Consider the following 19,908-nt stretch of genomic DNA (forward strand, 5'->3'; position numbering starts at 1 on the left):
CGTTAGGTCCATTGTGCCACCACTGGAAACGAAACGCACCGTTCCTATTTGCTTGGCGTCATCACACATCTGCTGGAGCCGCCACCATGCGCTACAATCAACTCGGAAATACGGGGATGTTCGTCTCCGAACTGTGCCTCGGCACCATGACCTTCGGCGCCGCCGGCGAGAATGCCCAATGGGGCCTGATCGCCAGCCTCGACCAGAAGGGCGTCAACGACATCGTTGCCCGTTCCATCGCCGCCGGCGTCAATTTCTTCGACACGGCCGACGTCTATTCATTCGGCCAGTCCGAACGCCTGCTTGGCCAGTCGCTCAAGGATCTTGGCGTCAAGCGCTCGGACGTCGTCATTGCCACCAAGGTGCATGGCGCCATGGGCCAGGGCCCGAACGAGCGCGGCTCTTCGCGCGGCCACATCATGGATTCGGTCGAGGGGAGCCTGGAGCGGCTGCAGCTAGACCATATCGATCTCTACCAGCTGCACGGCACCGACACCGTGACGCCAATCGACGAGACGCTGCGGGCGCTCGACGATCTCGTTGCCAGCGGTAAGGTCCGCTATGTCGGCGTCTCCAACTGGGCGGCTTGGCGCATCTCTAAGGCCCTCGGCATAGCCGAGCGCAAGGGGTTTTCCCGCTTCGAGACCATCCAGTCCTACTACTCGATCGCCGGCCGCGACCTCGAGCGCGAGATCGTGCCGCTCATCAACGAGGAAAAGCTCGGCCTGATGGTCTGGTCGCCAATGGCCGGCGGCCTGCTGTCGGGTAAATACGGCCCCGGCGCGCCCGGCAATGGCGAAGGCCGCCGCGCCGCCTTCAACTTCCCGCCGGTCGATGAGGACCGCGCCTGGGCGGCTGTCGCCGTGATGCGCGAGATCGCCCAGAAGCACGGCGTCAGCGTCGCCACGGTGGCGCTCGGCTATGTCCTGGCCAAACCTTTCGTCATGAGCGTCATCATCGGCGCCAGCCGCATGGAGCAGCTCGAGCAGAACCTTGCCGCGGCCGAGGTGAAGCTCGACGCCGACGATCTCGCCAAACTTGATGAGGTCAGCGCGCTGCCGGCCGAATATCCCGGCTGGATGCTGGAGCGTCAGGGCGCCGGTCGCCGCCCGGCGCCGTTCACCCCGAAGAAATAGTCATCGCTGTCGCCTGATGCTTGGGGGGTCATCTGGCTCCCCAACGTCTTTTCAGCTCATCCGCACGCTCTCGACCAGAAAGTCGAGAAACGCCCGCACCCGTGCGGGCAAATGCCGGCCCTGGCCGACATAGACGGCGTGGGTAGGCTCCTCGTCGCCCGGATTGAAATCCTCCAGCAGCGCCGTCAGCCGCCCCGCCGCGATGTCATCGGCCACATGCCAGTGTGCCAGCCGGGCGATGCCGGCGCCGCCGACCGCCATCAACCGCATCGACTCGCCATCGCCGACCAGCGTGTTTGCGGTGATCGGCACCAGACGGCGTTCCCGGTTGCATCGACAAACGACCAGCCATCGACATGCCGGACAAAGCCGAAAGCCATGCGATTGTGCCGGTCGAGATCTGCTGGAACCAGCGGCGTGCCATGCGTCTTGAGATAGGACGGTGCGGCAACGACTGTCATCCGGCTTTGCCCGAGCTTGCGCGCCACCAGCCGCGACTCGCCGAGCGGCCCGGCGCGGATGGCGACGTCGGCACGCTCAGCCATCAAATCGATGACGCTGTCGGTCAGCACCAGATCGACCGAAATCTCGGGATAGCGTTCGAGGAAATCAGGCAGCAGCGGGATCAGCCGATGCACCCCGAAGGGCACATAGGAGTTGACGCGCAGCCGTCCGCGCGGCGCGGCACCCACGGCCGCCTCGCGCTCGGCCTCCGCCATATCGGCCAAGATGCGCACCCCGCTGTCATAGAACGCCGTCCCTTCCGGCGTCAGCTGCAGCTTGCGCGTCGAGCGGGTGACCAGCCGCGCGCCGAGCCTTGCCTCCAGTCGCGCGATCAGCTTGCTCACCGCCGACGGTGTCATACGCAGCGAACGAGCCGCAGCCGAGAAGCTGCTCGCCTCGACGACGCGGACGAACACTTCGATCTCGCCGGAACGGTTGATGTCGGGTCTGGCCATCTGTGAATCTATTTCACAGGAAATATGCCCAAGGCAAGTCTGGTTCACAAGGCATGGCAACACGATCTCTGCGGTCGGGGCGCGGGTCTGGACAGCGCGCTCATTCGAGTTCGAACTGGAAACCGCCATGCCTCTTGCTCTCTACGCCCTCGCTGCCGGCGCCTTCGGCATCGGCGTCACCGAATTCGTTATCATGGGGCTGCTGATCGATGTCAGCAAAGATCTCGGAGTCTCGATCTCGGCCGCCGGCCAGTTGATTTCGGGCTACGCGTTGGGCGTCGTCATCGGCGCGCCGCTTTTGACCATCGCCACCGGCAACTGGCCCCGCAAGACCGTCCTTCTGGCCCTTATGGCGATCTTCACGCTCGGCAACCTCGCCTGTGCGATCGCCCCCGACTACTGGACGCTGATGGGCGCCCGCATCATCACCGCCTTTGCCCATGGCACTTTCTTTGGCGTCGGCTCGGTGGTCGCCACCGGCCTGGTCGCGCCCAACAAGAAAGCCTCGGCGATCGCGCTGATGTTCACCGGACTGACTATCGCCAACATCCTCGGCGTGCCCTTCGGCACCTGGCTAGGCCAGGCCTTCGGCTGGCGCGCCACCTTCTGGGCGGTAACCCTGGTCGGCTTGGCAGCCTTTGCCGTCATCCTGCTTCTGGTGCCGCGCAGCAAGGAAGCGCCCGAGAAGACCAATCTGCGCGCCGACCTCGCCGTGCTGCGCCGCACGCCGGTGCTGCTCGGCCTCGCCACCACCGTGCTCGGCTATGCCGGCGTCTTCGCCGTCTTCACCTACATCGCCCCGCTGCTCACCGAGATCAGCGGCTTCAGGGAGGCCGCGGTGTCGCCGATCCTGCTCGTCTTCGGCGGCGGTCTTATCGCCGGCAATCTGCTTGGCGGCAAGGTCGCCGACCGCTGGTTGGTGCCGGCGGTGCTCGGCAGCCTCGTGGTGCTGGCGTTGGTGCTGGCCACAATGACCTTCGCCGTCCACAGCCAAATCCTGGCCGTCATCTATGTCGGCCTGCTTGGTGCCGCCGCCTTCGCCACCGTGGCGCCGCTGCAGATGTGGGTGCTGGAAAAGGCGCAAGGCGCGGGCCAGAGCCTCGCCTCGTCCTTCAACATCGCCGCCTTCAACCTCGGCAATGCCGCCGGCGCTTGGCTTGGCGGCGCGGTGATTGCCCATGGCCTCGGCCTCGGCTCACTAACCTGGATCGCCGCTTTGCTGCCGGTCGCGGCTCTTGGCGTCGCTGCCCTGGCGCTGCGCCTCGATCGCGCCCCCACAATCGGGGCGCCGGTCTGCGCCCCGTCATGAGCATCACGCGCAAATCCTTCTTCGACATCATCAAGGAGCATAAAATGGATTATCGACGTCTCGGCGCATCGGGCCTGAAAGTGCCCGCACTGTCTTTCGGCGCCGGCACTTTCGGCGGCTCCGGGCCGCTGTTCGGGGCGTGGGGCAACAACGACGCCAAGGAAGCGCGGCGGCTCATCGACATCTGCCTCGAGGCCGGCGTCAATCTGTTCGACACCGCCGATGTCTATTCAAACGGCGCCTCCGAGGAAGTGCTTGGCGAAGCCATCAAAGGCCGCCGCGACGCGGTGCTGATCTCGACCAAGACCTCGCTGCCGATGGGGGACGGCCGGGCCGATTACGGCTCGTCGCGCTCGCGGCTGATCAAGGCCGTGGACGCGTCCCTGAAGCGCATGGGCACCGATTACATCGACCTGTTGCAGCTGCACGCCTTCGATGCCGGCACGCCGATCGAGGAGGTGTTGTCGACGCTGGACGACCTCGTGCGCGCCGGCAAGCTGCGCTATGTCGGCGTCTCCAACTTCTCCGGCTGGCAGGTGATGAAATCGCTGGCCGAGGCCGACAAGCATGGCTACCCGCGCTATGCCGCACACCAGGTCTACTATTCGCTGGTCGGCCGCGACTATGAATGGGAGCTGATGCCGCTCGGTATCGACCAGGGCATCGGCGCGCTGGTGTGGAGCCCGCTCGGCTGGGGCCGCCTGACCGGCAAGATCCGCCGCGGCCAGCCCCTGCCGGAAAAGAGCCGGCTGCACGACACCGCCGATTTCGGCCCGCCGGTCGCGGACGAACATCTCTACCGGGTCATGGATGCGCTTGATGCGATGGCTGAAGAGACCGGCAAGACCGTGCCGCAGATCGCCATCAACTGGCTGTTGCGGCGCCCGACCGTGTCCTCGGTCATCATCGGCGCCCGCAACGAGGAACAGCTGCGCCAGAACCTCGGCGCCGTCGGCTGGGCGTTGACGCCGGAGCAGGTCAAAAAGCTCGACAAGGCAAGCGAAGTGACCGCGCCCTACCCGTACTTCCCCTATCACCGCCAGGAAGGTTTCGCCCGGCTGAACCCGCCTGCGGTGTGATCGCCGACGTTGAAGCTGCCAATCTCCCCCCTCGCGGGGGAGATCAGCTATACTGCCGCTCAGTGCAGCACGAACTCCCCATCCACCTTCCGCCATTCGTTCGGCGCGATCAGCTTCTGGTGCGTGTAGCTGATCGAATGCAGCGGCCCGTCGAGCCTGGCCTTCCAAAACTCGATGAACTTGATCAGCACCGGAAACTTCGGCGCCAGATCGTAATCCTGCCAGATGAAGCTCTGCAGCAGATGCGGGTGGTCGGGAAAATGGTATAGAATCTTGGCCGTGGTCAGGCCATACCCCTTGAGCATCAGGTCCATTTCGGAATGATCGCGCATGACAGCCCCTTGGCCTAGTTGATTCTCCATTCCTCCCAACACCGAATTGTGCGCGCCGTTCCTTAACTGTCTATGATTTTCCTGATCCCAGTCGGGTTTTATGCACGAAAACATGCAGTTAGCAGCGACCGCTGCCGAGTGCTGATACAACCGAGACGGGAGCTGCGGCATCCCGCCACGCGAATCCAACGTCTAATGTTGCCGTCAGCGCGGAACTGTTAATAATGCCGCCGAATTCGCGGCTGCGTCGCCGTGATCCTGGCTGTGGTCAAGCCGGCGGGGTGGTTTGGGAGGAAAGTGAAGACATGTCCGAGGTGAAGATCCACCGCGTCCAGCCGGCGTGGAAGAAGAATGCGCTGATCGACAATGACACCTACCTCAAATGGTATGCTGACAGCGTGAAGAATCCGGACAAGTTCTGGGGCAAGCACGGCAAGCGCATCGACTGGTTCAAGCCGTTCAGCAAGGTCAAGAACACCTCCTTCGAGGGCAAGGTCTCGATCAAATGGTTCGAGGACGGCGAAACCAACGTCTCCTACAACTGCATCGACCGCCATTTGAAGAAGCGCGGCAACCAGACAGCCATCATCTGGGAAGGCGACAATCCCTACGACGACAAGAAGATCACCTATAACGAGCTCTACGAGCATGTCTGCCGGCTCGCCAATGTGATGAAGAAGCACGGCGTCAGGAAGGGCGACCGCGTCACCATCTACATGCCGATGATCCCGGAAGCGGCCTACGCGATGCTGGCTTGCACCCGCATCGGCGCCATCCACTCGATCGTCTTCGGCGGCTTTTCACCGGACGCGCTGGCCGGCCGCATCGATGACTGCAAGTCGACCTTCGTCATCACCGCCGACGAAGGCCTGCGCGGCGGCAAGCCGATCCCGCTGAAGGAAAACACCGACAGAGCGATCGAAATCGCCGCCAAGGCCGGCACCAAGGTCGATAAGGTGGTCGTCGTTCGCCGCACCGGCGGCAAGACCGGCTGGGTCCAGGGACGCGACATCTGGTACCATGACGAGATCGCCACGGTGAAAGGCGACTGCAAGCCGGAGAAGATGAAGGCCGAGGATCCGCTGTTCATCCTCTATACCTCAGGCTCGACCGGCAAGCCGAAGGGAGTGCTGCACACCACCGCCGGCTATCTCGTCTATGTCGCGATGACCCACCAATATGTCTTCGACTACCATGATGGCGATATCTACTGGTGCACCGCCGATGTCGGTTGGGTCACCGGCCACAGCTATATCGTCTATGGCCCGCTCGCCAACGGCGCCACCACGCTGATGTTCGAGGGCGTGCCGAACTACCCCTCGCAGTCGCGCTTCTGGGAAGTCATCGACAAGCACAAGGTCAACATCTTCTACACCGCGCCGACGGCGCTGCGCGCGCTGATGGGCGCCGGCGACGAACCGGTGAAGAAGACCTCGCGCAAGTCGCTGCGCGTGCTGGGCTCGGTCGGCGAACCGATCAATCCGGAAGCCTGGGAGTGGTATTTCAACATCGTCGGCAACGGCAAGGTGCCGATCGTCGACACCTGGTGGCAGACCGAGACCGGCGGCATCCTGATCACGCCGCTGCCCGGCGCCACCGACCTCAAGGCTGGTTCGGCGACGCGGCCCTTCTTCGGCATCAGGCCGCAGCTGGTCGACGGCGAAGGTAGGGTGCTGGAAGGGGCGGCCGACGGCAATCTCTGCATCGCCGATTCCTGGCCCGGCCAGATGCGCACGGTCTATGGCGATCATGACCGCTTCGTGCAGACCTATTTCTCCACCTACAAGGGCAAATACTTCACCGGTGACGGCTGTCGCCGCGACGCCGACGGCTATTACTGGATCACCGGCCGCGTCGACGACGTCATCAACGTTTCCGGCCACCGCATGGGAACGGCCGAGGTCGAATCGGCGCTCGTCAGCCATGAGAAGGTGTCGGAAGCAGCTGTCGTCGGCTATCCCCACGACATCAAGGGCCAGGGCATCTACAGCTACGTTACCTTGATGAAAGGCGTGGAGCCTAGCGAGGAACTGCGCAAGGAGCTCGTGGCCCATGTCCGCAAGGAGATCGGCGCCATCGCCTCGCCCGACAAGCTGCAATTCGCGCCCGGACTGCCGAAAACCCGCTCCGGCAAGATCATGCGCCGTATCCTGCGCAAGATCGCCGAGGACGATTTTTCCGCGCTCGGCGATACCTCGACACTGGCCGATCCGGCCGTGGTCGATGATCTGATCGCCAACCGCCAGAACAAGAAGGGCTGAGGGGATTTGATGGCTGCACTGGGCGCAGTCACGGAGCTCTGGCGTTACCCCGCAAGTTCGCTTGCCGGCGAACGCCAGGACGCCATTTCGGTCGGCCTTGAAACCATCGACGGCGACCGGCTGTTCGGCCTTGTCGATGTCTCGGACAATGAGATCGCGCGGCCCGACCGCGACGCCAAGTGGCACAAGGTGCCGCGCATCCGCACCCGGCTGAGCAAGGACCGCAAGCTGGAGATCGCCGTTCCCGACGGCGACTGGCTGGCAGTGCCGGGTGTGGAATGCGACCAAGCCATCTCGGCCTATCTCGGCTTCGCCGCCTCGATCCGGCCGTTCAGCCAGGACAACGCCCCCGGCTACACCGGCCCGCTCACCGCGGCGCGCTACCGCAAAGCGCCGATCCATCTCTTGACCACCGCATCGCTGGCGCGGCTCAAGGCGCTGCACCCCGAAGGCATTCCCGATCCGCGCCGCTTCCGCCCCAACATTGTCGTCGACATGGCGGCGGTCGAGAGCTCGTTTCCCGAGACCGAATGGATTGGCCGCAAGCTTGCCATCGGCGACCTGCTGGTGACCGTCTCGGAGCCGTGCCGCCGCTGCGGCTTCACCATCATCAGCCAGGACGGCTTCGACCACGATCCCGGCATCCTGCGCAATCTGGTCCGCCACAACGCGCACAATCTTGGCGTCTATTGCACTGTGGACAGGCCTGCCCGCGTCGAGATCGGCGCGCCGATGCGGTTCGTGTAGGCCTCTACCGCGAGGCAGCGAATCGCAGACCTTGGAAAGCGTGGGGTTCGGCCCCGAATCCTATCTCTACCGATACAGATCCGCCCGTGTCGGCGGCAGCCCGCTCGGCCCGCGTGCGCGTTTGGTGACGACGGTCTGAAAAATCTGCGCCGAGGCGCGCTCGAAGGTGATCGAGCAGCCGGTGAGATAAAGCAGCCACAGCCGTGCCTTGGCCTCGCCGACTTCGGCGACCGCCTCGTCGAAGCGAGCCTGTAGCCGCTCGGCCCACAGCCGGCAGGTGCGCGCATAGTGCTCGCGCAGATTCTCGACGTCGTAGACCAGGAAGCCATGCGCCTCCAGATTGCCCAGCGTCATGCCGATCGTGTCGAGTTCGCCGCCTGGGAAAATGTATTTGAGCAGCGCCTTGAACTCCGGCCCCTTGCGCAAGGTTTTCTTCAAGTCGCCCTTGCTGCGCCTGGTGATGGCGTGGTGCAGATAGATGCCGCCGGGCTTCAGCAAGCGATGGATGGTCTTGAAATAGGTGGCGTGGTTGGCGAGGCCGAGATGCTCGAACATGCCGATCGACGATATCTTGTCGAAGGAGCCTTTGAGCTCCGTATAGGATTTGATTTCGATGGTGATGCGGTCCTGCAGCCCTTCGGCGCGGATGCGCTCGCGGGCGAGATCGGTCTGCGCCTGCGACAGCGACACGCCATGGCCGACGACGCCGTAATTTTTGGCCGCATGGATCAGCATGGCACCCCAGCCGCAGCCGATGTCCAGCAGCTTTTCGCCCGGCTTCAGCCTGAGCTTGCGGCAGATATGGTCGAGCTTGTCGGCCTGCGCCTGGTCGATGCCATCGGCGAAATCCTTAAAGTAGCCGCAGCTGTAGACCATGCGCTCGTCGAGGAAGAGCCGGTAAAAGGCATTCGAAATGTCGTAGTGATGCTGGATCGCCTCCTGGCTCGACCCGCTGACATAGGGGTTGCGACCCGACAGATCGGTGCGTGCACTCATCTGCTTGCGTGACAGGAGCACCGCCGGCAGGTCGCGCAGGATCGCCAGCTTCGGCAGCGACTTGAGCTTGGTCCTGAGCTTGCCTTGCGACGGCAGTGCGTAGAAATCGAAAATCGTCCCGTCTTCGATGTCTATCGTCTTGGAGATCCACATCTCGATCAGCGTCGACAACGATGGCCGCTTCACCACCTGCCAGACGATGTCCTGGTCGTTGATGGTGAGCACGGGCCCGATGGCGGGACCGATCCGCTCGCCGGTCCACAGCTTGACCGCAAAACCCGGCTTCAGCGTTTCGATCACCGTTCGCACGATGCGCGCGGCCTTCTCGGCTGCCTCCATGGCAATCCTCCCGAGTCCTGACAATCCACCTTGCATGGATTTTGCCCGCCCGCGCGGCTCTTCGCAACCCGGCGCAAAAGGCGGCTCGCCAGCTATTTCAAATCGGCATCTTGTTTTTTGCTGCAACGCACCCCATCATCTGTACGTGTTCAACCAATCGAAAGGAGGTGATCCGATGTCGAGTGATTTCGTTTTCCGGAACGTGGCCTCAGCGGATTGCACTTTCGGGAAGCAGTCTTCCCGTTAAGGCGCGATAAGCGCGGCGGGTGACCTCGGTCGCCGCCATTGGCCGCGCCACGGACGGAAACACGGAAGGCCGCCGGCTTCGTCAAGAAGCGGCGGCCTTTTCCATTTCCGGATTGTGTGTCGAAGCGGATCAGAATCCGGTCACGCCAGCATCCGCGCGCTCACCGTCTTGTCGACGCCGTGATAGGGCGGGTTGAACAGATTGCCTTCCTGCTCGTAGGTCCAGACCTTGAACAGCGAAAGTTGGTGCGGGCCGAAGCTGTGCAGCAGCGGGACATCCGTGGCATCACGACCGCGCGCGATGACGACGCGGCCTATCCTCGGACGATTATGACGCGGGTCGAACGTGTACCATTTGCCGTCGAGGAACACTTCCATCCAGGCCGAAAAATCCATCGGCGCCGGGTCGGCCGGTACGCCGATGTCGCCGAGATAACCGTTCACATAGCGGGCCGGGATGTTCATGCAGCGGCAGAGCGTGATCGCCAGATGGGCGAAGTCGCGGCATACACCAACCTGCTCCTCATGCGCTTGGGCTGCGGTGCGCGTCGACCGCGCATAGCCATAGCCGAAGGACAGCCGGTTGTGGACATAGTCGACGATCGCCTGCACCTGCGCCCAGCCGGAGGGAACATGGCCGAAAAGCTGCCAGGCCAGACTGCTCAGATGATCGGTCTCGCAATAGCGGCTGCCGAGGAGGTAGCCGAGCACATCGTCCGGCAGTTCCGCCACCGGCACTTCCCTGGCCAGCGTGTTGACCGCGTCAGGCTCCCCGCTGTCCTCGACGGCTGCGTCATAGAGAATGCGGAAACTGCCGGCGGGTGCGGTGAAGCGGCGGCAGGTATTGCCGAACAGATCGTGATAGACCTTGCTCGGCACCGAAGGCGACGTCAGCACGCGCGTCTGCCGTTTGATGTCGGCCTGACGATCCCTGTGGATATCAAGCAGCGAGATGACCGGCGTGGCGCCGACGCATTCAATGGCGATTTCGTAGCCGAGCCGGATCAGCACAATGATTGCCCCTTCGATCCCGTGGAAAACAGTATGCTCAAAACGCCAGAGGCGGGACCATGGTTCCCTGGAACTATCGAAAAGGCTCTCCCGCAGCTTCCCAGGCAGGCGTGGCGACGTTACGGTCGCACGACATGTTTTGACCCTCCCGAAACGATCCCTAACCCCGTGGAAAACCTGATGTTTGCAGGCAGAAAATTCGCCGCGTTCCTGTTCGATATGGATGGCACGGTGCTCAATTCGATCGCCTCGGCCGAGCGCGTCTGGGCGGCGTGGGCGCTTAAGCAAGGTCTCGACGTCGAAGCCTTCCTGCCGACGATCCACGGCGTGCGGGCCGTCGAGACCATCACCAGCCTGGCGCTTCCCGGCGTCGACCCTGTTCATGAGGCGTTTGTGCTGTTGCAGGCCGAGTCGGACGATGTCGAAGGCGTGCTGCCGATCGCCGGCGCCGTGCCGTTCCTCAACGCTTTGCCGCCAGAGCGCTGGGCGATCGTCACCTCGGCGCCGCGCCCGTTGGCGCTGCTGCGCATGCGGGCCGCCGGCATCCCGGTTCCCGCCTTGGTGGTTGCGGCCGAGGATGTGTCGCACGGCAAACCGGCGCCCGACTGTTTCCTGCTGGCGGCAAAACGGCTCGGCGTCGATATCGGCGACTGTCTGGTCTTCGAGGACGCACCGGCCGGTATCGCTGCGGCGGAAGCAGCGGGCGCGTCGGTGATGGTGATCAGCGCCACTCACCAGTATCCAACGACGACTCAGCACAATTCGATTAGCGGCTACGAAACCGTCTCTATCGCCATCGATGACAGCGGCTGGATGACGCTGGGAGCACAGCGCAGCGCGGCCTGAGGAACTGGAGGACTGGAGGACTGGAGGACTGGAGGACTGGAGGACTGCTATGCGCCTTTTTCTTCAACTCTTCAGTTCACCAGTTCCCCAGTTCTTCCGTTCCTGAACCCCTAGAAATCGCTAGCCAGTCCCTTCACTTCCCAGTCGCCGTAGCGGCCGGGTTCCTTGCCGCCGCGGCCGCCGATTTCCTTCGGCAACGCAGCTTCCTTCTGGCGATACGCTTCACGGCGCGCCTCGGCTTCAGCCAGCGCTCGGCTGGCCGCCGGCGTCAGGTCCTTCTCCCGGTCGGCATCAGCTTTGCTGGGTTGGTCGGTCATGCGATAGTCCGGGCGGATTGAAACGAAGGGCGGCATTTCCCATCATATAGCCATGAGTTCACCCCGATCGACCTTTTTTTGCCACGGCCGCACAGGGAGCAGATGATGAGCACGCTACGCACCACCATGCTTCTGGCCGCGATGACGGCGCTGTTCATGGGCGTCGGTTTTCTGATCGGCGGCACCGGCGGCATGATGATCGCCTTCCTGGTCGCCGCGGGCACCAATCTGTTCAGCTACTGGAATGCCGACAAGATGGTGCTGTCGATGAACCACGCCGTCGAGGTCGATGCCAGGAACGCCCCCGAATTCCACGCCATCGTCGAGGCGCTGGCCAAGCAGGCCGGCCTGCCGATGCCCAAGACCTATCTGATCGACAATCCGCAGCCGAACGCCTTCGCCACCGGCCGCAATCCCGAGAACTCCGCGGTCGCGGCCTCGACCGGGCTGCTGGAGCGCCTTTCGCATGAGGAGGTGGCGGCAGTCATGGCGCATGAGCTGGCCCACATCCAGCATCGCGACACGCTGACCATGACCATTGTCGCAACACTCGCCGGCGCCATCTCGATGCTCGGCAATTTCGCCTTCTTCTTCGGCGGCAGCCGCGACAACAACAACCCGTTCGGCTTTGTTGGCGTGCTGGTGGCGATGCTTGTCGCGCCCTTCGCCGCCATGATCGTGCAGATGGCGGTCAGCCGCACCCGCGAATACGAGGCCGACCGGCGCGGCGCCGAAATCGTTGGAAATCCGCTTTGGCTGGCATCGGCGCTTGACAAGATCGCCCGCGGCGCCGAACGCATCCGCAACCCGGATGCCGAACGCAATCCCGCGACCGCGCATCTCTTCATCATCAATCCTCTTCACGGCGAGCGCATGGACAGCCTGTTTTCGACCCACCCGAACACCGACAACCGCATCGCCGCGCTGCAGGCGATGGCGCGCGACATGGCAGGCCGCCAGCCGGCGCCGCGCCAGGCGCCGACGCCAGAGCCGATCGAAGAATTGCCGGCCGATGCCGAGCAAGGTCCGTGGGGCAAGGCAGCACGGCCCACGCCGCCGACCAAACCGGCCAAGCCGAAAGCCAATCCGTGGGGCCGCAACCCGACCGGACCCAAAGGTCCGTGGTCGTGAGCGGCGCCAGACCCCGGCTCGCACATTCAGGCGTTCGCGAAAACAGCTCGGACGAATTCGTCGCCGGCCTCGCCGCGCGCAAGGCAGCGGCGCGGCTCCTGGCCGCCGTTATCGACGCCAAAACGCCGCTCGACGGGCTGACGGACCACGAGAACGGCCATCCGCAATACAAGGTGCTCGACCTGCGCGACCGCGGCCTGGTGCGCGCCATACTGGTGACCGCGCTGCGCTACCGCATGACCATTGCCGGGCTCCTCGCCCGCCGCCTTGAAAAGCCGCTGCCGCCCAACGCCACAGCTTTGTTGCACATCCTGCATGTTGCGGCGGCGCAGATCCTGTTCCTCGACATCCCCGACAGCGCCGCCGTCGATTTGGCTGTGACCCACGCCAAGTCGGACCCACGCACGCAGCGCTTTTCCGGCCTCGTCAACGGCGTGCTGCGCACTTTGGCGCGCGCCAAGGAGGCCGAACTGCCTGCCGCTCTTGCCGCCACCGATGAGGCGCCAAAATGGTTCTCCGACCGGCTGAAGGCCGCCTATGGCGCCGAGATGACCAGACAGATCCTGGCGGCGCATCGCGTTGAGGCGCCGGTGGATTTCACGGTCAAGGCCGATCCCGAATCGTGGGCCGAAAAGCTCGGCGGCATCGTGCTGCCGACCGGCACGGTGCGAGTGGAAAAGCTCAGCGCCTCCGTCACCGAACTGCCGGGCTTCAGCGAAGGCGCATGGTGGGTCCAGGACGCCGCCGCCAGTTTTCCGGCGCGGCTGTTCGGCGATGTCAAAGAATTACGCGTCGCCGACCTCTGCGCCGCCCCCGGCGGCAAGACCGCTCAGCTTATCCTTGCCGGCGCCAAAGTCACCGCCTTGGACACCTCGAAGAACCGGCTGGCGCGGCTGACGCAGAACCTCGAACGGCTTGGGCTGTCCGCCGAGATCGTGCAGGCCGATCTGCTGAAATACCAGCCGGCGGAGCTTCTCGACGCCGTCCTGCTCGACGCGCCCTGCTCTTCCACCGGCACGGTTCGGCGCCACCCGGACGTGCCATGGACCAAGACGGCAGCCGACGTCGAAAAGCTGGCCGATCTGCAAGCAAAGCTGCTCGCCCGCGCCGTCACTTTGGTCAAACCGGGCGGCCGGATTGTTTTTTCCAACTGTTCGCTGGACCCGATCGAAGGCGAGGATCTGTATCGCGTCTTTCTGGCCGGCAACAAAACCGTCGCCGACGATCCACTGCAGCCCGGCGAAATCGCCGGCATCGACGCCTTCCTGACCCCGCAAGGCACGCTGCGCACCACACCCGCCGATCTTGACCTTGGTTCGCCAGGGGTTTCCGGCCTGGACGGCTTCTTCGCCGCCCGCATGCGACGTGTCGCCTAGGATTTTGTCGGCAGAGCCGCAGCCCTTCGTGACTTCGTCATCCACGGGCGGAGCAAGGAGCGTAGCGACGCAGCGCAGACCCGAGGATGCCATGCCGCGACACATGAGCGCCGCTACGACGCAGAATCTGCTCCGCTGCAACCCACGGCCAAGGTCACGGAATGGATCCCAGGGCCTCCGCGACGGAGCTTCGCTCCTGCTTCGCCCTGGGATGACGAAGTGCGAATGCCTCGACTAATCCCGAACGGCTGCGCCCCCTAAAGCATGTCGTCCAGGGACCAGTGCTTCCCCCACCTTGCATCGATCTCATCATCGACATTCTGGTAGCGGATATCGGTGGAGAGCCGGATACGCCCCTCCGCGCTCTGGTTGGTCGTCGAGGCGTGGATCATGTAGGGCGAGTGGAGGACGACATCGCCGGCCTCGAAATCCGCGATCAGCCAGCGTGTATCGAACCGCTCCGCCATGTCGGGCAGGTCCTTCGACACCCAGCCGCCCTCGCTCATGTTCCGGTTGTAGGCGCTGATGCGCTCCTGCGGGCTCAGCCCGGCATTTTCCCTGGCGAACCGGGCCTCCATGTCGAGGCCGATGGCGTGCGATCCCTCGAGATAGACCAGGCCGCCCATGTCGACGGGAACGTCGCCGATCGGGATCCAGGCCGTGACGATGCGGCTGGTGCCGCCGCGCAGATAGACGAGGTCGTAATGCGCCGGCGTCGCCACAGTGGTGCCCGGTTGGGTGAAACGCATGATCTTGCGCTTGTGCAAATAGGACAGCCCGCCGACGAACGCATCCATCAGCCGAGCCATCAGGGGCTGTGCGCAGAACCCTTCATAGGCGGTGGAGCGAACTAGCGCCATCAACCGGCGATCGGCGAGCTGACGGTCGAACGTGCCGGCGGCCGCCGCCAGGCCAAGCGCGGGATCGGACCCGGGCTGCAGCAAGCCGGTGTCGGCCAGATATGAAAACACCCAGCCGCGAAAATCGATGACGTCGCGGCGCGGCAGCATACTTTTCAGCCAGACATAGCCTTGCTCGGCAAGGAGGCCGCGAATGGCATCGATGCCGACCCCGGCGTCGGTTGGCACGAGATGACCCAACCGGTTCGGCGCCATCGATAATGTCTTGCCGTTGGCGTTCAGATCGATTGACGCAACAGGACTCCGTCGTTGCGTGCCACCTGTTGAGCTTGACATTTCAGCCACCTGCGATTTTCCATCCTTAGCTGGAAATGCCATACTGTTCGCACGCTCGCCCATGGACGGAACGAAGCCATGGACTTTTCGCTCATGAACGATCACCCTTACGCGCTCTACAGATCCGCACCGGCCGCGGCCGGCGGCCTGTCGGTTACAGGGATTGGTCGGCATCGCGTCACGCAGGCGATCCAAGCGCGCAAATTGCCGGAATTCGCCGTGGTGCTGATTGAGGATGGTCAAGGCTGGCTTGAAACCATGACAGCCGGCATGCAGACGATCCGAGCGCCGGCCCTGTTCTGGCTGCTTCCCGGGAGGATGCATTCCTACGGGCCGGATGCATCGGGATGGCTCGAACGCTGGGCGCTCTTCGACGGCGCCTTGATACGCGATTTCACCCGGCTGCGGCTGATCGCCGAGGACGCCCCTGTCGTCCCCTTGCGCGACCTCGGCAAAATGCAGCGGCTGTTCGACAGGCTGCATGGTGAGCTGTCGCTGGATACGATGCTGAGCCAGGCAGAAGCCGCCGCCACGATGCATCGCATCGTCGTGCGTGCTGCCCGCCAGGCAATGGATTGGAACAACCGTCAACGAAACCCCAGCCTCCAGGATGCCGCTGACATGCAGCCCATCATCGACGAATTGCGCCGCTGCGCGTGCGACCCGGTGGATCTCGATGCCTTCGCCGCGAAATTCTCGATGTCGCCGGCAACCTTGCGGCGCAGATTTGCGCGGGCAGCCGGCATGTCGCCCAAGGCCTTCCAACTGCGCACGAGGCTCGACCGCGCCAAACAGATGCTGGCCGCCTCCGATTCGCCCATCGAGTCCATTGCGGCCGCCGTCGGCATCCACGACGCCTTCTATTTCTCCCGTCTGTTTCGCGACCGCGAAAGCTGTTCGCCCAGCGAATTTCGGTCTCGCCACAACCGCAAGTGAGTGCCGGATTACCAGGCTTAACCCCGCGAAGCACTTGATTTTTTCGGGGTGGGTCGGTGGCCGGCAGCGTGAGGCGCTTCACGTCGGCGGAATTCGACTTCGCATAAGTTCTTGAATCATATAAGCTTGTGCTGGGGTACCGGAACATGATGCCGAAACCTGCGACGCGGTTTTCGGACGACAGCATGCTCTATCTCCAGGCGACGAGGAGGGGTTTTGGCACTGGCTGCCGGCAGCACGACACGTCTGTGGACGCTTGTCGCTAAGGAGTTTTGGCGCAAGACGCGCCGGCGCCTTCGCGCGGGGCCAGTTTATCGCTGGCGCTATTCCGGGCGCACGCCCGAACGCGTCCTGATTGCACCGCCCGACCTCAGGCTCGCCGATCCGCAGATCGCGCTCGAGATTTATTATGGCCGCTATCCGCTGTCGGGACATCTGGTCGAGACCGGCGGCAAGTCACCATTCCAGATCGACGTCGCCAACCGCGGCTGGGTGAAGACGCTGCACGGTTTCCGTTGGCTGCGCCATATGCGCGCCGCCGGCACCGAGCTGGCCGCCGCCAATGCACGCGCGCTTGTCTCCGACTGGATCGCCATGCATGGCAACCAGATTTCCGGCATAGCCTGGGAGCCCGGCACCACCGCCAAGCGAGTCATTGCCTGGTTGCAACACTCCTCGGTTGTCCTACAAGGGGCCGAATTTCCGTTCTATCGCGCCTTCCTGAAATCGCTCGCCGTGCAGATCCGCTATCTCCGCTCGATGGCGCGCGAAATGCCGGACGGCAAGGACAGGCTGCGCGCTCGCATCGCGCTTGCCTTCGCCGCGCTGTCGCTGCCGGCGCCGGCCTCGGCACTGCGCGGCGCCACCCGCAACCTGGCGGAAGAACTCGACCGGCAGATCCTTCCCGACGGCGGCCATATTTCGCGCAACCCGATGGCGGTGCTCGAACTGCTCGCCGATCTCCTGCCGCTGCGTCAGACCTATGCCAATCAGGCCGAAACGCCACCGGCAGCCCTGATGGGCGCCATCGACCGCATGCTGCCGGCGCTCCGTTTCTTCCGCCATCAGGATGGCAGCCTGGCCCGCTTCAACGGCATGGGCGCGACCATCCACGACCGCATTGCCACCATCTTGCGCCACGACGACACCGCCGGCGCGCCGCTGCTGCACGCGCCGCATTCCGGCTATGAGCGGCTGTGTATGGGCGGCGTTACGGTGATTGCAGATACCGGCCCGTCGCCGGCCGTCGATGTGTCCAACGCCGCGCATGCCGGGTGCCTGGCCTTCGAACTCTCGTCCGGTCGCCAGCATTATATCGTCAATGCCGGCATCGACACCTATGGCGCCGCCGAGTTCCGGCCGCTGGCCCGTGCCACAGCGGCGCATTCGACCGCCACCATCAACGACACCTCGTCGGCGCGGTTTTCCCATTCGCTGCGCGTCAACGACCTGCTCGGCTCACCCTTGCTCGGCGGCCCGCAGCATGTGCCTTGCAAGCGCATCGACCAGAAGGGCACGCAAGGCTTCATCGCCCGCCATGACGGCTATGTGCAGCGCTTCGGCTTCCTGCATGAGCGCGAGCTGAAACTGTCGAGCGAGGGCAATGTGCTCGCCGGCAGGGATCGCTTCCTCCGCCCGGGCGGTGCGGCGATCCGCAACAATGGCCGCGACTTCGTCGTGGTGCGCTTCCACATCCACCCTGACATCAACCTTTTGCAGGACGAGCATGACCGCCTGGTGCTGACCGCCGACCAGGCCGACACCTGGGTGTTCACCTGCACCGAAGTGGTGCCGGAGGTCGAGGAATCGATCTATTTCGCCGGCCTTGGCGGCCCGCGCCGCAGCCGCCAGATCGTGCTCGCCTTCAAGGCCTCGGAGATCGCCGAGGTGCATTGGCAGCTCACGCGCACCGGCATCGCCGGCTATCCCGAGCACAGCTGAGCGTCGTTGCCGGCGCCGGCTTGATCGAGCTTCCGGCTTGATTTCCTGACCTCATGTGCTACGGCCCGGCAACGCTCTCCAATCAGCCCTGAAAGGCCGCCAGCCTATGGCCGTCGCCGCCAAGAACATTCCGGCACCCGACCTCGTTCCGGTCCGCCGCGCCCTGCTTTCCGTCTTCGACAAGACCGGCCTGATCGACTTCGCCAAAGGGCTGGTCGCGGCCGGCGTCGAGCTGGTCTCGACCGGAGGTACGGCAAAGGCGATCGCCGGGGCGGGGCTGGCGGTGCGTGACGTCTCGGAACTGACCGGCTTTCCCGAGATCATGGACGGCCGCGTCAAGACGCTGCATCCGTCGGTGCATGGCGCGCTGCTCGCCGTGCGCGACGATCCCGAACACGCCAAGGCGATGCACGATCACGGCATCGAGCCGATCGATCTGCTCGTCTCCAATCTCTACCCGTTCGAGGAGGTCCGCCGTTCCGGCGCCGACTATGCCGCTGTTGTCGAGAACATCGACATTGGCGGCCCGGCGATGATCCGCGCTTCGGCCAAGAATCACGCCTATGTCGCCATCGTCACCGATCCCGGCGACTACGCCTCGGTGCTGAACGCGCTGGAGATGAACATCGGCTCGCTGTCGCTGGATTTCCGCCAGAAGCTGGCGGCGAAGGCCTTTGCCCGCACGGCCAGCTACGATGCGGCGATCTCCGGCTGGTTCGCCGAAACGCTTGAGATCGAGCACCCGACCTGGCGCGCCTTCGGCGGCAGGCTGGAAAGCGTCATGCGCTATGGCGAGAACCCGCATCAGAGCGCCGGCTTCTATGTCAATGGCGACAAGCGGCCGGGGGTCGCCACGGCTCGCCAGTTGCAGGGCAAGCAGCTGTCCTACAACAACATCAACGACACCGATGCCGCCTTCGAGCTGGTCGGCGAGTTCGACCCCAACCGCTGCGCCGCCGTTGCCATCATCAAGCACGCCAACCCGTGCGGCGTCGCCGAGGACGCTTCGCTGGCTGCTGCCTATGCGAGAGCGCTGGCCTGCGACCCGGTTTCGGCCTTTGGCGGTATTGTTGCCATGAACCGCATCCTCGATGCGGAAGCGGCGCAGGAGATCGTAAAAACCTTCACCGAGGTGATCATCGCGCCGAACGCGTCGGAGGACGCTGTCCGCATCATCGCCGCCAAAAAGAATTTGCGCCTGCTGGTCACCGGCGGTCTGCCCGATCCGCACGCCGGCGGCATCACTGTGAAATCCGTCGCCGGCGGCATGCTCGTCCAGGGCCGCGACAACGCGGTGGTCGACGATCTCGAACTGAAGGTGGTGACCAGGCGCGCACCGACGGCGGCCGAGATGGCCGACCTCAAATTCGCTTTCCGCATCGCCAAGCACGTCAAGTCGAACGCCATCGTTTACGCCAAGGACGGCGCCACGGTCGGCATCGGCGCCGGGCAGATGAGCCGCGTCGATTCCTCGCGCATCGCCGCACGCAAGGCGCTCGACGCGGCGGAAGCAGCTGGCCTCGCGGAGCCGTTGACCAAGGGCTCGGTGGTCGCCTCCGACGCTTTCTTCCCTTTCGCCGACGGGCTCATATCCGCGATCGAAGCCGGCGCCACGGCGGTGATCCAGCCCGGCGGCTCGATGCGCGACGACGACGTTATCGCCGCTGCCGACGCGCATGGCATCGCCATGGTGTTTACCGGCGTGAGGCATTTCAGGCATTGAGCGCCTCTGCCTTTTCCCACAAGGGGA

16 protein-coding genes and 1 pseudogene are annotated in these 19,908 nt (G+C 64.2%); 11 read left to right on the forward strand and 6 right to left on the reverse strand.

Annotation, left to right across the window (positions count from 1 at the left end; all coding sequences use genetic code 11):
• Nucleotides 1–86 precede the first annotated feature (86 nt).
• Nucleotides 87–1,136 carry an aldo/keto reductase gene (locus NKI31_RS18280; protein ID WP_023709697.1) on the forward strand — a complete coding sequence of 350 codons (1,050 nt, stop codon included), beginning with the start codon at nt 87–89 and terminating at the stop codon, nt 1,134–1,136.
• Between the two features lie 51 nt (nt 1,137–1,187).
• On the opposite strand, the pseudogene NKI31_RS18285 reads toward NKI31_RS18280, so the two are convergent.
• Nucleotides 1,188–2,224 (reverse strand): annotated as a pseudogene (locus tag NKI31_RS18285) (LysR family transcriptional regulator).
• On the opposite strand from NKI31_RS18285, the gene NKI31_RS18290 reads away from it, so the two are divergent.
• Entirely contained in the window at nt 2,223–3,404 is a 1,182-nt protein-coding gene (locus NKI31_RS18290; RefSeq protein WP_027050555.1) for an MFS transporter, read from the forward strand. The pseudogene NKI31_RS18285 and the gene NKI31_RS18290 overlap by 2 nt on opposite strands.
• Nucleotides 3,405–3,448: 44 nt before the next feature.
• Nucleotides 3,449–4,483, forward strand: a complete 1,035-nt coding sequence (locus NKI31_RS18295) for an aldo/keto reductase (RefSeq protein ID WP_027050554.1) — start codon at nt 3,449–3,451, stop codon at nt 4,481–4,483.
• Between the two features lie 59 nt (nt 4,484–4,542).
• Here NKI31_RS18295 and NKI31_RS18300 read toward each other — a convergent pair whose 3' ends face one another.
• Complete coding sequence (locus NKI31_RS18300; RefSeq protein WP_023668649.1) at nt 4,543–4,815, reverse strand: usg protein; 273 nt, start codon at nt 4,813–4,815, stop codon at nt 4,543–4,545.
• Between the two features lie 305 nt (nt 4,816–5,120).
• Here NKI31_RS18300 and acs point away from each other — a divergent pair, with 305 nt between their 5' ends.
• Together acs and NKI31_RS18310 are read left to right on the forward strand one after the other, a co-directional pair.
• The gene (acs, locus tag NKI31_RS18305) at nt 5,121–7,076 is read left to right on the forward strand and encodes an acetate--CoA ligase (protein WP_023688866.1); all 1,956 of its coding nucleotides are present in this window, start codon (nt 5,121–5,123) and stop codon (nt 7,074–7,076) included.
• Nucleotides 7,077–7,085: 9 nt separating this feature from the next.
• Nucleotides 7,086–7,823: an MOSC domain-containing protein gene (locus tag NKI31_RS18310; RefSeq protein ID WP_023668647.1), complete on the forward strand. Its 738-nt coding sequence runs from the start codon at nt 7,086–7,088 to the stop codon at nt 7,821–7,823.
• A 66-nt stretch (nt 7,824–7,889) separates the two neighbouring features.
• Here the strand turns inward: NKI31_RS18310 and NKI31_RS18315 are convergent, their stop codons facing one another.
• Both NKI31_RS18315 and NKI31_RS18320 read right to left on the reverse strand, forming a co-directional pair.
• On the reverse strand, nt 7,890–9,158 hold the full coding sequence (locus NKI31_RS18315) for a class I SAM-dependent methyltransferase (protein WP_023688864.1): 1,269 nt from the start codon (nt 9,156–9,158) through the stop codon (nt 7,890–7,892).
• 387 nt (nt 9,159–9,545) lie between these two features.
• The gene (locus NKI31_RS18320) at nt 9,546–10,415 is read right to left on the reverse strand and encodes a transglutaminase-like domain-containing protein (RefSeq protein WP_352652258.1); all 870 of its coding nucleotides are present in this window, start codon (nt 10,413–10,415) and stop codon (nt 9,546–9,548) included.
• A 180-nt stretch (nt 10,416–10,595) separates the two neighbouring features.
• On the opposite strand from NKI31_RS18320, the gene NKI31_RS18325 reads away from it, so the two are divergent.
• On the forward strand, nt 10,596–11,261 hold the full coding sequence (locus NKI31_RS18325; RefSeq protein WP_023745351.1) for an HAD-IA family hydrolase: 666 nt from the start codon (nt 10,596–10,598) through the stop codon (nt 11,259–11,261).
• 110 nt (nt 11,262–11,371) lie between these two features.
• On the opposite strand, the gene NKI31_RS18330 is transcribed toward NKI31_RS18325, so the two are convergent.
• On the reverse strand, nt 11,372–11,578 hold the full coding sequence (locus NKI31_RS18330; protein WP_023688862.1) for a DUF1674 domain-containing protein: 207 nt from the start codon (nt 11,576–11,578) through the stop codon (nt 11,372–11,374).
• Nucleotides 11,579–11,683: 105 nt separating this feature from the next.
• Between NKI31_RS18330 and htpX the strand changes: the two genes are divergently transcribed.
• Together htpX and NKI31_RS18340 are read left to right on the forward strand one after the other, a co-directional pair.
• Nucleotides 11,684–12,709: a zinc metalloprotease HtpX gene (htpX, locus tag NKI31_RS18335; protein WP_023745352.1), complete on the forward strand. Its 1,026-nt coding sequence runs from the start codon at nt 11,684–11,686 to the stop codon at nt 12,707–12,709.
• Complete coding sequence (locus NKI31_RS18340; protein WP_023745353.1) at nt 12,700–14,085, forward strand: RsmB/NOP family class I SAM-dependent RNA methyltransferase; 1,386 nt, start codon at nt 12,700–12,702, stop codon at nt 14,083–14,085. The genes htpX and NKI31_RS18340 overlap by 10 nt, the downstream gene beginning before the upstream one ends.
• 257 nt (nt 14,086–14,342) lie before the next feature.
• Here the strand turns inward: NKI31_RS18340 and NKI31_RS18345 are convergent, their stop codons facing one another.
• Nucleotides 14,343–15,200 carry a phytanoyl-CoA dioxygenase family protein gene (locus NKI31_RS18345; protein ID WP_502899152.1) on the reverse strand — a complete coding sequence of 286 codons (858 nt, stop codon included), beginning with the start codon at nt 15,198–15,200 and terminating at the stop codon, nt 14,343–14,345.
• Nucleotides 15,201–15,359: 159 nt separating this feature from the next.
• On the opposite strand from NKI31_RS18345, the gene NKI31_RS18350 reads away from it, so the two are divergent.
• The 3 genes from NKI31_RS18350 (at nt 15,360) to purH (ending at nt 19,881) form a co-directional block, all read left to right on the forward strand.
• Complete coding sequence (locus NKI31_RS18350; RefSeq protein WP_502899153.1) at nt 15,360–16,217, forward strand: helix-turn-helix transcriptional regulator; 858 nt, start codon at nt 15,360–15,362, stop codon at nt 16,215–16,217.
• A 216-nt stretch (nt 16,218–16,433) separates the two neighbouring features.
• Entirely contained in the window at nt 16,434–18,158 is a 1,725-nt protein-coding gene (locus tag NKI31_RS18355; RefSeq protein ID WP_352652259.1) for a heparinase II/III family protein, read from the forward strand.
• Between the two features lie 106 nt (nt 18,159–18,264).
• Nucleotides 18,265–19,881, forward strand: a complete 1,617-nt coding sequence (gene purH, locus NKI31_RS18360; RefSeq protein ID WP_352652260.1) for a bifunctional phosphoribosylaminoimidazolecarboxamide formyltransferase/IMP cyclohydrolase — start codon at nt 18,265–18,267, stop codon at nt 19,879–19,881.
• The last annotated feature ends 27 nt before the right edge of the window (nt 19,882–19,908 follow it).

The organism is Mesorhizobium sp. M0659 (assembly GCF_040320605.1).
Lineage (GTDB): Bacteria > Pseudomonadota > Alphaproteobacteria > Rhizobiales > Rhizobiaceae > Mesorhizobium.